Below are 12,918 nucleotides of genomic sequence, written 5' to 3' on the forward strand. Positions count from 1 at the left end.
TTATCGAACCGCAGTCCGATAATCGCAACCACCCGCCTCCACTGCACGGCAAAGGCGCCGCCGGGCGAACGCAAGCGATCAGCCGAGCGGGCCACCGAGCCACGCGATAAAGGCATTGATGGTCAGGAACGACAACAGGGTCGCGCCCAGCAACGCCGCCGCACAGCGCCCGGCCAGGCCGAAGCGCTGGCCGATGATCGGGTAGATGCTCATCATCGGCGAACAGGCGAACAGCACCCCGGCGATGCGCAGTGCCGGGTCCTGCACGGGAAACCAGCTGAACAACAGCAGCACCGCCAGCGGATGCAGGATCAGCTTGCCGATGCTGACCTGCAGCACATCGCCGAGCAGGCCGCCGGCCTTGAGCCCGACCAGGCTGCCGCCGATGACGAACAGCGCCACCGGTGCCGAGGCCTGCGCCAGCATGTCCACCACCTTCAGCGGGATCGCCGGCAGGCGCACGTCCAGCAGCGCCAGGAGCAGCCCCAGGCTGATGGAAAGGATCAGCGGGTTGCTCAGCAGGCGCTTGGCGGTGCCGAGCAACGCCGCCTTCAACCCGGCCCCCAGTTGCTCGCCGGCCTCGGCCAGCATCAGGCCGAGGGGGAACATCAGCAGGTTCTCCACCAGCATGCCCAGCGCCAGGCCCACGGCGGCCGTCTCGCCGACCACCAGGGCGACTACCGGGTAGCCGATGAAACCACTGTTGGACATCGACATGCCCAGCGCGGTGATGGCACTGCCGCTGATGCTGTCGCGGCGCAGCAGGCGGGCAAACAGAAAGCCGAGGACGAACATCGCCAGCGAGCCGAGGCCATAGGCCAGCAGGTAGTTGCGGTCGAACACCTCGTGCAGCGGTCGCTCGATCAGCGCCTTGATCACCAGGGCCGGCAAGGCCAGGGTGACGACGAAGCGGCCCATGCCGTTGATCTGCTCGCGACTGACCAGGCCACTGCGCGTGGCCAGGAAGCCGATACCGATCAGGATGAAGATGGGCGTGGTGATAGCGAGGATCTGCAGCATCTGGAGTCTCTTAAAAACTGCCGACTGTCGTCAGCGGCAGCGCCTGCAACTGCTGCAGGCGGCTATGGGTGCGGGAAAAATCACTGTGGGTAGCGGGCCGGCACAGCTCGTCGAGGCTGGCGGCGCAACCGAGCAGCAGCTGGATGCCGCTGTCGTAGGCGATGTCGATGAAATTGAGAAAGCGCTGCTGCACGTCGATGCCCTCGCCGGCCAGGCACGGCACGCCGCCGATGGCCAGCTGGCGGAACTCACCGCACAGCCACAGGTAGTCGGCACTGGAGCGCGGGCGGCGAAACAGCTCGGCGAAATCCAGCCAGGCCCGCGTGCCTTCGTGGCCGCGCAGGTGCAGCGGATGCCGGTTGAGCGCAATGGTCACATTGCGCCTGGCCGCAGCGCTCAGGCCCAGCTTGGCGCCCAGCCAGGCGCCCTGCTCCGGCAACGGCCAGTACAGGCTGCCCCAGCGTTGGCGCGAGCCCTGCCGGTAGTCGCAGCCACCATCCAGCTGCAGCACGTCGAAACGCTGCTCCAGCAGGGCAATGACCGGCTGGAAGCGCTCGCGGTACAGCGGGTTGGGGCACAGTCCGGCCGGCGGGTAGTTTGAGGTGCAGACCAGCCCCACGCCCTGCTCCACCAGCAGCTTGAGCAGGCGGCCGAGGAGCATGGCATCGCCGATGTCATGCACATGGAATTCGTCGAAGCACAGCAGCCGGGTCTTCCCGGCGATCTCGCCGGCGACCCTGGCCAGCGGATCGGCCTGGCCGGCGTAGGCGCCCAGGCGCTGCTGCAACTCCTGCAGGAAGGCATGGAAATGCACCCGGCGCTTTTGTGCCAGCGGCGCGGCGGCGAAGAACACATCCAGCACCAGGCTCTTGCCGCGCCCCACCCCGCCATGCAGGTAAACCCCGGCAGCACGGCGGCGCAACCAGCCGCCGCGTGCAGCGAGAAACGCCGCCAGCCATTGGCCGAGATGGTCAATGGCTGCCTGCTGCGCGCTGTCGGCCCGATAACCGCGGGCCGCCAGCACTGCATCGAAGTGGCGGCGGATCAGCTGATCCGCCGCCGGCCCGCTAGAAGTCAAAGAACACCGTCTCGCCTTCGCCCTGGATGCGCATGTCGAAGCGATACGCCGGCTTGCCATCCACCTCGCAGGGGTAGGCCAGCAGGGTCTCGCGGCGCTGCGGCTGCTCGATCAGGCTGAGCACCGGGTCCTGGGCATTGGCCTCGGCCTCGTCGGCGAAGTACAGGCGGGTCTGCAGGTGGATGTTGATGCCACGGGCAAACAGCGAGACGTTGATGTGCGGCGCCATCGGCACGCCGGCGGCGTTGTTGACCACGCCCGGCTTGATGGTGTGCAGCGTCCACTCGCCAGCATCGAAGGTGGTGGCGGTCCGGCCGAAACCGTTGAACGGCTTTTCCAGGTCGAAGGCGCTGTCGTAGCGGCCTGCATGGTCGGCCTGCCAGAACTCCAGGAAGGAGTCGCGCACCAGGTGGCCGTTGCCGTCGTAGACGTGGCCGATCAGGGTGATGTGCTCGCCCGGCGCGCCGGGCTTGGCCATCTGGTTCCAGATTTCCTGGGGACGGCTCGGGTTACCGGCGGCGGCCAGGGCCAGGCCGATGTGTACGTAGGGGCCGGCGGTTTGCGAAGGGGTTTCCGGCAGCAGTTGAACTGGCATGGGGCTGCTCCTTAACGGTTCTCGAAGTGGGTCTGACGCTGCCCGCGCAGCACGATGTCGAAGCGATAGGCCAGGCAATCCATGGGATTGGCCGCGCTCATGTCGAGCTTGGCGATCAGCGTCTGCACCGCTTGCGGATTGGCGATCGATTTGACGATCGGGCACATCGGGATCAGCGGGTCGCCCTCGAAATACAGCTGGGTGATCAGGCGGGTGGAAATCGACGGGCCACTGATGGAGAAGTGGATATGCGCCGGGCGCCAGTCATTCGGGCCGTTGCGCCAGGGGTATGGGCCGGGCTTGATGGTGCGGAAACTGTAGTTGCCCTGGCTATCGGTCAGCGCGCGGCCGACACCGCCGAAGTTGGGGTCGAGCGGCGCCAGGTAACGGTCGTTCTTGTGCCGGTAGCGGCCGCCGGCGTTGGCCTGCCACATTTCCACCAGGGTATGCGGGATCGGCTTGCCGTACTGGTCCATCACCCGCCCGGCGACGATGATGCGCTCGCCCACCGGCAGACCGCCGTGGTTGAAGTTGAGCAGCAGGTCGTTGTCGTGCTGGCCCATCTGCAGGTGCGAGAAATCCGGGCCGCTGGTTTCCGAGATCGACTGCGGGATGCTCACCAGCGCCTGGCGCGGCGAGCGGGCAATGGAGGTCTTGTAGTCGGGGGTCAGGGCCTTGGGGTGCCAGTTGCGGTCGCGAATGGCGAAGCGGCTGTGTTGCGCGTCGGACATGTCGATCTCCTCTTGTTGGAATGGGTGGAGCAGATGCAGAGCCCGTTCAAAGGATCGCGAGCTAGAGCCAGGCAAGGCGAAATCGGGCGAAGAAGCGCAGTTTACGAGCGGTAAATGAGCATTCTGAGCACGATTTCAACGCAGCATGGCCGACGCGCAGCAGCCTTTGAGCGGGCTCTCAGGCATGGCACCCAGTCTCAAGCAGAGTAGCTCGGCTGAAAATTGAAAAGATCGCCCTTATCCATAACCAAATGGTTATGTATTAAAGCTCTCGCGGTAATCGGCCGCCGCCTCGCGCAGGGCCTCGCAGCACCACTGCGCGGCCAGCGACAGCGCCGCGGTGGGGTTGCTGCAGATGCCCACCGAGCCGCCGGGTTCGCGCAGGCCGATATCCAGCTCCAGCAGCTCACCACGTGCCAGGTCCTGGCGCACGGCATCCTGCGGGGCGATCCACACCGCGTCGCTGGACTGCACGTAGCGCCGGCTGAGGGCCACCGAGAGGGTTTCCAGGCGCTGCTGCGGCAGGCTGATGCCGCACTGCACATAGAGGCTGTCGGCATAGCGGCGGATGGTGGTGCCGGCCAGCGGCAGCACCACCGGATAGTCCGCCAGGCGCGAACGGTCACGCAGATCGACCTGCAGCAAGGGATGGCCGGGGCGCACCACCAGGATCATCGATTCGCTGTACAGGTGCTCGAAGCTCAGCCCCTCGATCTGCGGGCTGTCGGTCATGCGCCCGACCACCAGGTCCAGCGCGCCGACGCGCAGCTGGTCGAGCAGGTGCGCGCTGGGCCCGGTGACCACACTGACCACCAGCGCCGCATGCTGCTGATGCAGACGCCGCACCACCTCGGGCAGCAGCGAGCTTTCCACCGTCGACAGCACGCCCAGGCGCACCACCCCGGCCTCGTGCTCGCCACTGCGCAGGCTGCGCACACCCTCGCGCAGGGCCTGCACGCTGGGCCCTGCGTAGCGCAGGAAGGCCAGCCCGGCCGCGGTCGGGGTGACGCCCTGCTTGCTGCGCTCGAACAGGCTGGCGGCGAGGATTTCCTCCAGCTCCTTGAGCGTCTTCGACACCGCCGGCTGGCTGATCGCCAGGGCCTCGGCGGCACGCGCCAGGCTGCCCTGGCGCGCCACTTCGAGAAAGCACAGCAGGTGGCGGAACTTGATGCGGTTGTCGATATTCACGGCAAGCCCGGCGCGGAGGAAGAAGCACAAGCCTAACGCCAAGAGCCCCGTACAGACAAAGCAATGGTTATGGATAAGGGTTGCCCAGCCGGGCACCAAGCATACCCAGGCGGCAGCAGCGGGCTGGCTGAGCGTCCGGCCAGGCCGGAAAGCACAAGTTGGGCGTTAATCGAACAACCTTTCAACCCACCCCCCATTGTTCGGCGACAGCCCGCCAAAGCCGATGCGGCAAGGCCCGGCACGCCAGCCGCGGCAACGAAGACCTTGCCATGAACGGATAGCGCCAGGCCCCGCAGCGGGATTGCGCTGCATGGCCGATTTACAAAACTAACCGTTTGGTACATTTTGCATTGCAACGGCGCCCGGCTGCCTGTGGCGCACGCACAACAACAAGCGGAGCTCATTGCAATGACTCACACCCTGCTGGTGCTCAACGGCCCCAACCTGAACATGCTCGGCACTCGCGAGCCGGCCACCTACGGCCATGAAACCCTCGCCGACATCGGCCAGCTGTGCCAGCGCACCGCCAGCCAGCACGAGCTGAAACTGGAGTTCCGCCAGACCAACCACGAAGGCGAACTGATCGACTGGATTCACCAGGCACGCGGGCGCTGCGCCGGCATCGTGATCAACCCCGGCGCCTGGACCCACACCTCGGTGGCGATCCGCGATGCGCTGGTGGCCAGCGAGCTGCCGGTCATCGAGGTGCACCTGTCCAACGTGCACAAGCGCGAGGAATTCCGTCACCACTCCTTTGTTTCCGGTATAGCGCTCGGCGTGCTGTGCGGCTTCGGCAGCAACGGCTATCGCCTGGCCATCGACCATTTCGCCCACCTGCTGAAAGCCTGACGCCATGACCCAGACCACCCAGAAATCCATTCTCGCCGGCCTGATCGGTGCCGGTATCCAGGCTTCGCGCACCCCTGCCCTGCACGAGCACGAAGGCGATGCCCAGGGCATCCGCTACCTGTACCGGCTGATCGACCTGGATGCCCTCAAGCTGGACACTAACGCCCTGCCCGAGCTGCTCAAGAGCGCGGAGCAGATGAGCTTCACCGGCCTCAACATCACCTTCCCCTGCAAGCAGGCGATCATCCCGCTGCTCGACGAGCTGTCGGACGAGGCGCGCGGCATCGGCGCGGTCAACACCGTGGTGCTCAAGGACGGCAAGCGGGTCGGTCACAACACCGACTGCCTGGGCTTTGCCGAAGGATTCAGACGCGGCCTGGGCGATGTCGCCCGGCGCCGCGTGGTGCAGATGGGCGCCGGAGGCGCGGGCGCGGCGGTGGCGCATGCCCTGCTCAGCGAAGGCGTCGAGCAACTGACTATTTTCGAAGTCGACCCGAGCCGCGCCCAGGGCCTGGTGGACAGCCTCAACGGCCACTTCGGCAACGGCCGCGCCCTGGTCGGCACGGACCTGGCCGGCGCGGTGGCCGCCGCCGACGGCCTGGTCAACACCACCCCGGTGGGCATGGCCAAGCTGCCCGGCATGCCGCTGCCGGCCGAGTACCTGCACGCCGGCCTGTGGGTGGCGGAAATCATCTACTTCCCGCTGGAAACCGAGCTGCTCAGGCACGCCCGCGCCCTCGGCTGCCGCACCCTGGATGGCGGCACCATGGCGGTGTTCCAGGCGGTCAAGGCGTTTGAACTATTCAGCGGCGCGGCCGCCGATGCCGAGCGCATGCAGGCGCATTTTCACAGCATGAATGGCTGATCACAGCGCGGATCTCCCGTAGGGTGCGCCATGCGCACCAGATAGCCCGCAGAGCGTCCCTGGTGCGCGCGGCGCACCCTACGGCAGCTTCGATAACCTGTCGCAACGAGGATGGAGTTGCGTGGCCCGCATAGATCGCGAACAGGCTGTCAGGCCTGCAGATAGCCCAGCACCGCCTCGCAGATCACCTGCTTGTGCCGCGCCTTGAGCGCCGCGTCATCGGCCAGGTCGACCTGGAAGATATGGCTGAAGGTATGGCGGTTGGACACCCGGTAGAAGCTGAACGAACTGATCAGCAGGTGCACGTCCACCGCCTGCAGGCCCTGGCGAAATACGCCGCTGGCCTCGCCGCGGCGCAGGGTTTCGTCGAGCAGTTGCAGCACGTTCTGGCTCATCGCGCGGATGGTGCTGGATTGCTTGACGTTCTCGCCGTAGTGGATGTTCTCGATGCAGACGATGCGCACGAAATCGACGTTGCGGTCGTGGTGATCGAAGGTGAACTCGACCAGCCGGCGGATCGCCTCACGCGGCTCCAGCTCGGCCAGGTGCAGGTGGCCTTCGGTGCGCCGGATATCGCCGTAGAGCTTCTCCAGCACCTCGACATAGAGCTGCTCCTTGCTGCCGAAGTAGTAGTAGATCATCCGCTTGGAGGTCTTGGTGCGCTCGGCGATGGCATCGACGCGGGCACCGGACAGGCCCTGGCCGACGAACTCGGCGAGGGCGGCGCGCAGGATGTCCTCGCGGGTCTTCTCCGGGTTGTTCTTGCGGCTCTTGCGCGGGGCCTCGAGCGCGGGCTCGAGCAATTCAGTGGTCATTGTCATGGGCTCACGGCCAAGTGCTGATGGCGCCGATTATCGCCGCGGCGCCCTGCCGAAGGAAGACGCCAGGGCCGCCGGCTAGCCGCCCGCCCGGCCGACCGGCGACGGCCCGGCACTCAGATCCGCACCTGCCGCGCCGCCCCGCTGCGGCTCTTGGCCATGGCCGCCAGGCGCACCGCGACGTTGGCCGCGCCATAGCCGACATAGCCGTTCTTGCGCTGGATGATCTCGAAGAAGAAGCGCTCGTCGAAGGCCTCGGTGTACACGTGGAACAGCTCGCCGCCCTGGGCATCGCGGTCGTACAGCACGTTGTAGTAGGCCAGCTCGCTGAGGAACTCGTCATTGAAGTCGAAGCGCGCGGCCAGGTCGTCGTAGTAGTTGAGCGGGATGTCCAGCAGCGGCACCCCGGCATCCTTGGCCCGGCGGACCTCGGCGAAGATGTCCGCGCAGGAGAAGGCGATATGGTGCACGCCCGAGCCGCGGTAGCTGGACAGCGCGTGGGAGATCGCCGTGTTGCGGTTTTCCGAGACATTCAGCGGCAGGCGCACGCTGCTGCAGCGGCTGCGGATGGCGCGGCTCTTGACCAGGCCGTAAGGGTCCGGCAGCACCACCTCGTCGTCCGCCTCGAAGTCCAGCAGGCTCTTGTAGAACAGCACCCAGCTGTCCAGGCTGTCGGCCGGCAGGGCCATGGCCATGTGGTCGATGCGCTGCAGACCACCGCCGGCAATGGCCTGGCTGTCGAGCGTGAAGTCGCTGTCATAGATGGTGCGGCCCGGTTCGGCGGGCTCCACCAGGTAGATCAGGCTGCCATCCGGCGCCCGCACGGCCGGAATCTCGCGCTCGTTGGGGCCGACCAGGCCACGGTAGGGCTGGCCCTTGAAGGCCCGCGCGCGCTCCAGCGCCGAGGCACCGTCCCTGACCCGCAGGGCGGTGGCGCACAGCGACGGGCCGTGGGCCTCGAAGAAGCTGTGGGCAAAGGAATAGGGTTCGGCATTCAGCACGATCTTGATATCACCCTGGCTGAGCAGGCTGACGGCCTTGGAACGGTGCTCGCCGCTGCGGACAAAGCCCAGGCGCTCCAGCCAGCCGGCCAGCCTGGCGCCCTGGGCCTCGTCCACGGCGAATTCGAGGAACTCCACGCCGTCGTAGCGACTGGCCGGTGGCGGGGCGAACAGCAGCTGCGGGTCGGCCGGCAGGACCGCTTCCCTCTCCAGCTGCTGGCGGGTCTTTTCTTCCAGGTACAGCAGCGAGCGCAGGCCGTCGGCGGCATTGGCCCGCGGCGGCGCGGCACGAAAGCCGTCGTTGAAGATCTCCAGCGACAACGGCCCTTTGTAACCACTCTTGAGGATCGGCGCGAGGAAACCGGCCAGGTCGAACTCGCCCTGCCCCGGGAAGCAGCGGAAGTGCCGGCTCCACTCCAGCACGTCCATGGCCAGGATCGGCGCGTCGGCCATCTGCACGAAGAAGATCTTGTCACCGGGGATCTCGGCAATCCCCCGAGGATCGCCCTTGAGCGACAGGGTGTGGAAGCTGTCCAGCAGCACGCCGAGGGCCGGATGGTCGGCCTGGCGCACGAGGTTCCACACCTGCTGCCAGGTGTTCACATGGCGGCCCCAGGCCAGGGCCTCGTAGCCGATGCGCAGGTTGCGCGCGCCGGCGCGTTCGGCCAGCAGGCGCAGGTCGTCGACCAGAATCTGTTCATCGCCGAGGGAGTCGGCCGCCACGTTGCTGCACACCAGCACCAGGTCGGTACCCAGTTCCTGCATCAGGTCGAACTTGCGCTCGGCGCGGTCGAGGTTCTTCTCCAGGCGGTCGCGGCGGCAGCCTTCGAAGTCGCGGAACGGCTGGAACAGGGTGATGGCTAGCCCCAAATCGGCGCACATCTGCCGCACATCGCGCGGGCTGCCGGCGTAGTAAAGCAAGTCGTTCTCGAAGATTTCCACGCCGTCGAAACCGGCGGCGGCAATGGCTTCGAGTTTTTCCGGCAGGGTACCGCTAAGGGAAACGGTGGCAATCGAACGCTGCATGCTTCAGCTCCTGTTTTGTGGGCGTGTACCGCCTGCGGCGGCACAGTCTTAGAACCTGTTTACGATCTCCTGGCCGTCGGCCATACGGCGTTAAAAACAGCCTCGGAATGCTCATTTACAGCTCGTAAACTCCGCTTCCTCGGCTGTTTTTGCCTTGTCTGGCTCTAGTCCAAAAGATCGTAAACAGGCTCTTAGCACTTTCAGTTCCTTGCCCAGGACAGGCTGGCAGGCAAACGAACCGGGTGCGGATCAGGCTGAAATGATTATTCGCGCGCCCGTTTCTTAGGGCAAACTAAAGTGTACGAACTGGTTAGTTTTATGTTCGATTATCGAACAAAAGGCCGACTATCGAATTGACGCTTTTTCGCTCAGTGCGCAACATCATCCCCATGTTGCAATCGCCGCAGGCCACATTGCCTTGCCAGCTTCTGACGGTGAAGTGCAGCAGAACCCCCAAGCCATGCCATAACAATTTCAAGAAAGGGTAACTGTCCATGCTCCCAATCAACGCTCACCCAGCCCACGGCCCTACCCGCCATCCCTCTTCTGCGTTGCCCAGACCGCCTGCCGCCGGCGCCTGAAGCGCCCGCCAGCTCGCAACCAGCAGGCCCTGCTCGCGCACCCTCAGCCAGTGGACAACCTCCACCCAGGTTGAAGGCAACAGCTTCCCCGAGCCGGACCAGAACGAGTCAAAGTCACGACTGCAGGCAATTGCTGCGCAGTCCCTGATCGGATGGCCACACTCATGATCCATACCCAAAGCTCCTCCGCCGCGGCCCAGGCCGCTTCCCAGGGCGGTATCGGCAGCAAGATCCGCGGCGCCTTCGCCGTCGGCAAGACCCGCTGGGGCATGCTCGCCCTGGTGTTCTTCGCCACCACCCTGAACTACATCGACCGTGCCGCACTGGGCATCATGCAGCCGATCCTGGCCAAGGAGATGAGCTGGACGGCGATGGACTACGCCAACATCAACTTCTGGTTCCAGGTCGGCTATGCCGTCGGTTTCCTGCTGCAGGGCCGCTTCATCGACAAGGTCGGCGTCAAGCGCGCCTTCTTCCTGGCCGTGCTGTGCTGGAGCCTGGCCACCGGCGCCCACGGCCTGGCCACTTCGGCGGTCGGCTTCATGCTCTGCCGCTTCATCCTCGGCCTGACCGAGGCCGCCAACTACCCGGCCTGCGTGAAGACCACGCGGACCTGGTTCCCGGCGGGCGAGCGGGCGATCGCCACCGGCATCTTCAACGCCGGCACCAACGTCGGCGCCATGCTGACCCCCGCGCTGTTGCCGTTGATCCTCACGGTCTGGGGCTGGCAGGCGGCCTTCATCGCCATGGGCCTGCTGGGCGGCGTCTGGCTGGTATTCTGGGCACTCAAGTACTACAACCCGGAAGAACACCCCAGCGTCAAACAGAGCGAGCTGGACTACATCAACCGGGAAGCCGAGCCGGAGGCGGTCAAGGTACCGCTCAGCACCATCCTGCGCATGCGCGGCACCTGGGCCTTCGCCGTGGCCTTCGCGATCACCGCGCCGGTGTTCTGGTTCTACCTGTACTGGCTGCCGCCGTTCCTCAACCAGCAGTACAACCTGGGCATCAGCGTGACCCAGATGGGCATCCCGCTGATGCTGATCTGGCTGACCGCCGACTTCGGCAGCATCGGTGGCGGCATCCTCTCGTCCTGGCTGATCGGCCGCGGCATGCGCGCCACCACCGCCCGCCTGCTGTCGATGCTGGCCTTCGCCTGCACCATAGTCGGCGTGGTGTTCGCCGCCAACGCCAGCAACCTGTGGGTCGCGGTGCTGGCGATTTCCCTGGCCGTCGGCGCGCACCAGGCCTGGACCGCCAACATCTGGAGCCTGGTCATGGACTACACGCCCAAGCACATGATGAGCACCGTGTTCGGCTTCGGCGGCATGTGTGCGGCGATTGGCGGCATGTTCATGACCCAGATCGTCGGCCACGTGCTGACCGCCACCAACAACAACTATGCCGTGCTGTTCACCCTGATCCCGACCATGTACTTCCTGGCCCTGACCTGGTTGTACTTCATGGCCCCGCGCAAGCTCAGCGCCTGATCCCCGGGAGGCCTGGCGACAGGCCTCCAGCGCCCCGCTCCCGACGCTCACCGACCTGCGGCACGCAGGCCGGCCGGGCTCTGCACGCCCGGAACAACAACAATATCGAGGCAAGATCGACCATGAACCACCTGCATAGCCGCACCCTGCTCGCCGCCCCGCTGACCCTGGCCATCTGCCTGGCCGCCCTGCCCGCAGCTGCCGCCGAAGGCGGTTTCAGCGAAGACGCCAAGGTCGGCCTGAACCTGCGCAACTTCTACATGAACCGGAACTTCGTCGGCGACTCGACGCAGAACTACGCCGAGGAATGGACCCAGAACTTCATCCTCGACGCCCGCTCCGGCTACACCCGCGGCACCGTCGGCTTCGGCCTCGACGTGCTCGGCCTGTACTCGCTCAAGCTCGATGGCGGCCGCGGCACCGCCGGCACCCAGTTGCTGCCGGTGCACGACAGCGGCCCGGCCGACGACTTCGGCCGCCTGGCCGTGGCCGGCAAGATGAAGCTGTCCCATACCGAGCTGAAAGTCGGCGAATGGATGCCGGTGCTGCCGATCCTGCGCTCCGACGACGGCCGTTCGCTGCCGCAGACCTTCCGCGGCGGCCAGCTCACCTCCCAGGAAATCACTGGCCTGACCCTCTACGGTGGCCAGTTCGACGGCAACAGCCCGCGTGACGACGGCAGCATGGAAGACCTGTGGATGAACGGCAAAGCCGCCTTCACCTCCGACGAGTTCAACTTCGCCGGCGGCGAATACGCCTTCAACGACAAGCGCACCCTGGTCGGCGTCTGGTATGCCGAACTGGCCGACATCTACCAGCAGCAGTTCTTCAACCTGGTGCACAGCCAGCCGCTGGGCGACTGGGTGCTGGGCGCCAACCTGGGTTACTTCAACGGCCAGGAAAACGGCAACCAGCTGGCCGGCGAGCTGGATAACCAGACGGTCTACGCCCTGCTCTCGGCCAAGACCGGCAACCACACCGTCTATGTCGGCCTGCAGAAGCTCAGCGGCGACGACGCCTGGATGCGCGTCAACGGCACCAGCGGCGGCACCCTGGCCAACGACAGCTACAACAGCAGCTACGACAACGCCGAGGAGCGCTCCTGGCAACTGCGCTACGACTACAACCTGGCGGGCTGGAACCTGCCCGGCATGACCTTCATGACGCGCTACATCAGCGGCGACAACGTGCACACCGCCAGCGTGACCGACGGCGAGGAATGGGGCCGCGAGTCCGAACTGGCCTACGTGGTGCAGGACGGCTCGCTGAAGAACCTGTCGCTCAAATGGCGCAACTCGACCCTGCGCCGCGACTGGCAAGGCAGCAAGAGCTTCGACGAGAACCGCCTGATCATCAGCTACCCCTTCTCCCTGCTCTGAGCCTGCCGCGGCGGCTAAGCGCCGCGTTTTTCCTCGGCTGTTCCAGCAGCCCCTCGGCCCGTCCTCGCGACGGGCTTTTTTTGTGCGAAAGCCGCCCACTCGCTCTGGCCGGAACAACATTCAATAACATATCGAGCGCTAGACCGGTCAGCGGCAGGCTCGGTCGTGAAACGGGCCACAGACCCAGGCCGACGCCACCTGAGCGCACGGAAAATCCCGGCGCCGGACAAATCGCAGGCAGAAAAAAAGCCCCGCCGAGGCGAGGCTTGTTTCAGCGGTTCAACCGGCTCAGAACTG

11 protein-coding genes are annotated in these 12,918 nt (G+C 65.8%); 4 read left to right on the forward strand and 7 right to left on the reverse strand.

Going from position 1 to position 12,918, the window contains the following annotated elements; translation table 11 throughout:
• Positions 1–78: 78 nt before the first annotated feature.
• From F3I62_RS19965 to pcaQ, 5 genes are all read right to left on the reverse strand, one after another.
• Positions 79–1,020: an AEC family transporter gene (locus F3I62_RS19965; RefSeq protein ID WP_160491390.1), complete on the reverse strand. Its 942-nt coding sequence runs from the start codon at positions 1,018–1,020 to the stop codon at positions 79–81.
• A 10-nt stretch (positions 1,021–1,030) separates the two neighbouring features.
• Entirely contained in the window at positions 1,031–2,098 is a 1,068-nt protein-coding gene (gene zapE / locus F3I62_RS19970) for a cell division protein ZapE (protein ID WP_256667843.1), read from the reverse strand.
• Positions 2,088–2,693, reverse strand: coding sequence for a protocatechuate 3,4-dioxygenase subunit alpha (gene pcaG / locus F3I62_RS19975; RefSeq protein ID WP_160491392.1), 606 nt, complete (start codon positions 2,691–2,693; stop codon positions 2,088–2,090). Before pcaG ends, zapE begins: the two co-directional genes overlap by 11 nt.
• Before the next feature lie 11 nt (positions 2,694–2,704).
• Complete coding sequence (gene pcaH, locus F3I62_RS19980; protein WP_160491393.1) at positions 2,705–3,424, reverse strand: protocatechuate 3,4-dioxygenase subunit beta; 720 nt, start codon at positions 3,422–3,424, stop codon at positions 2,705–2,707.
• Positions 3,425–3,679: 255 nt separating this feature from the next.
• Positions 3,680–4,612 carry a pca operon transcription factor PcaQ gene (gene pcaQ / locus F3I62_RS19985; protein ID WP_160491394.1) on the reverse strand — a complete coding sequence of 311 codons (933 nt, stop codon included), beginning with the start codon at positions 4,610–4,612 and terminating at the stop codon, positions 3,680–3,682.
• Between the two features lie 408 nt (positions 4,613–5,020).
• Between pcaQ and aroQ the strand changes: the two genes are divergently transcribed.
• Together aroQ and F3I62_RS19995 are read left to right on the forward strand one after the other, a co-directional pair.
• A complete protein-coding gene (gene aroQ / locus F3I62_RS19990) occupies positions 5,021–5,461 on the forward strand; it encodes a type II 3-dehydroquinate dehydratase (RefSeq protein WP_160491395.1) in 441 nt (146 codons plus the stop codon).
• 4 nt (positions 5,462–5,465) lie between these two features.
• The gene (locus tag F3I62_RS19995) at positions 5,466–6,326 is read left to right on the forward strand and encodes a shikimate dehydrogenase (RefSeq protein ID WP_160491396.1); all 861 of its coding nucleotides are present in this window, start codon (positions 5,466–5,468) and stop codon (positions 6,324–6,326) included.
• A 149-nt stretch (positions 6,327–6,475) separates the two neighbouring features.
• Here the strand turns inward: F3I62_RS19995 and F3I62_RS20000 are convergent, their stop codons facing one another.
• Both F3I62_RS20000 and quiC read right to left on the reverse strand, forming a co-directional pair.
• Positions 6,476–7,147 carry a TetR/AcrR family transcriptional regulator gene (locus F3I62_RS20000; protein WP_160491397.1) on the reverse strand — a complete coding sequence of 224 codons (672 nt, stop codon included), beginning with the start codon at positions 7,145–7,147 and terminating at the stop codon, positions 6,476–6,478.
• Between the two features lie 113 nt (positions 7,148–7,260).
• The gene (quiC, locus tag F3I62_RS20005; protein WP_160491398.1) at positions 7,261–9,171 is read right to left on the reverse strand and encodes a 3-dehydroshikimate dehydratase QuiC; all 1,911 of its coding nucleotides are present in this window, start codon (positions 9,169–9,171) and stop codon (positions 7,261–7,263) included.
• A 745-nt stretch (positions 9,172–9,916) separates the two neighbouring features.
• Here quiC and F3I62_RS20010 point away from each other — a divergent pair.
• Both F3I62_RS20010 and F3I62_RS20015 read left to right on the forward strand, forming a co-directional pair.
• Positions 9,917–11,242, forward strand: coding sequence for an MFS transporter (locus F3I62_RS20010; protein ID WP_160491399.1), 1,326 nt, complete (start codon positions 9,917–9,919; stop codon positions 11,240–11,242).
• A 122-nt stretch (positions 11,243–11,364) separates the two neighbouring features.
• Entirely contained in the window at positions 11,365–12,621 is a 1,257-nt protein-coding gene (locus F3I62_RS20015) for an OprD family porin (protein WP_160491400.1), read from the forward strand.
• Positions 12,622–12,918 lie beyond the last annotated feature (297 nt).

The organism is Pseudomonas sp. R-28-1W-6, assembly GCF_009799925.1.
In the GTDB taxonomy this organism is placed as follows: Bacteria; Pseudomonadota; Gammaproteobacteria; order Pseudomonadales; family Pseudomonadaceae; genus Aquipseudomonas.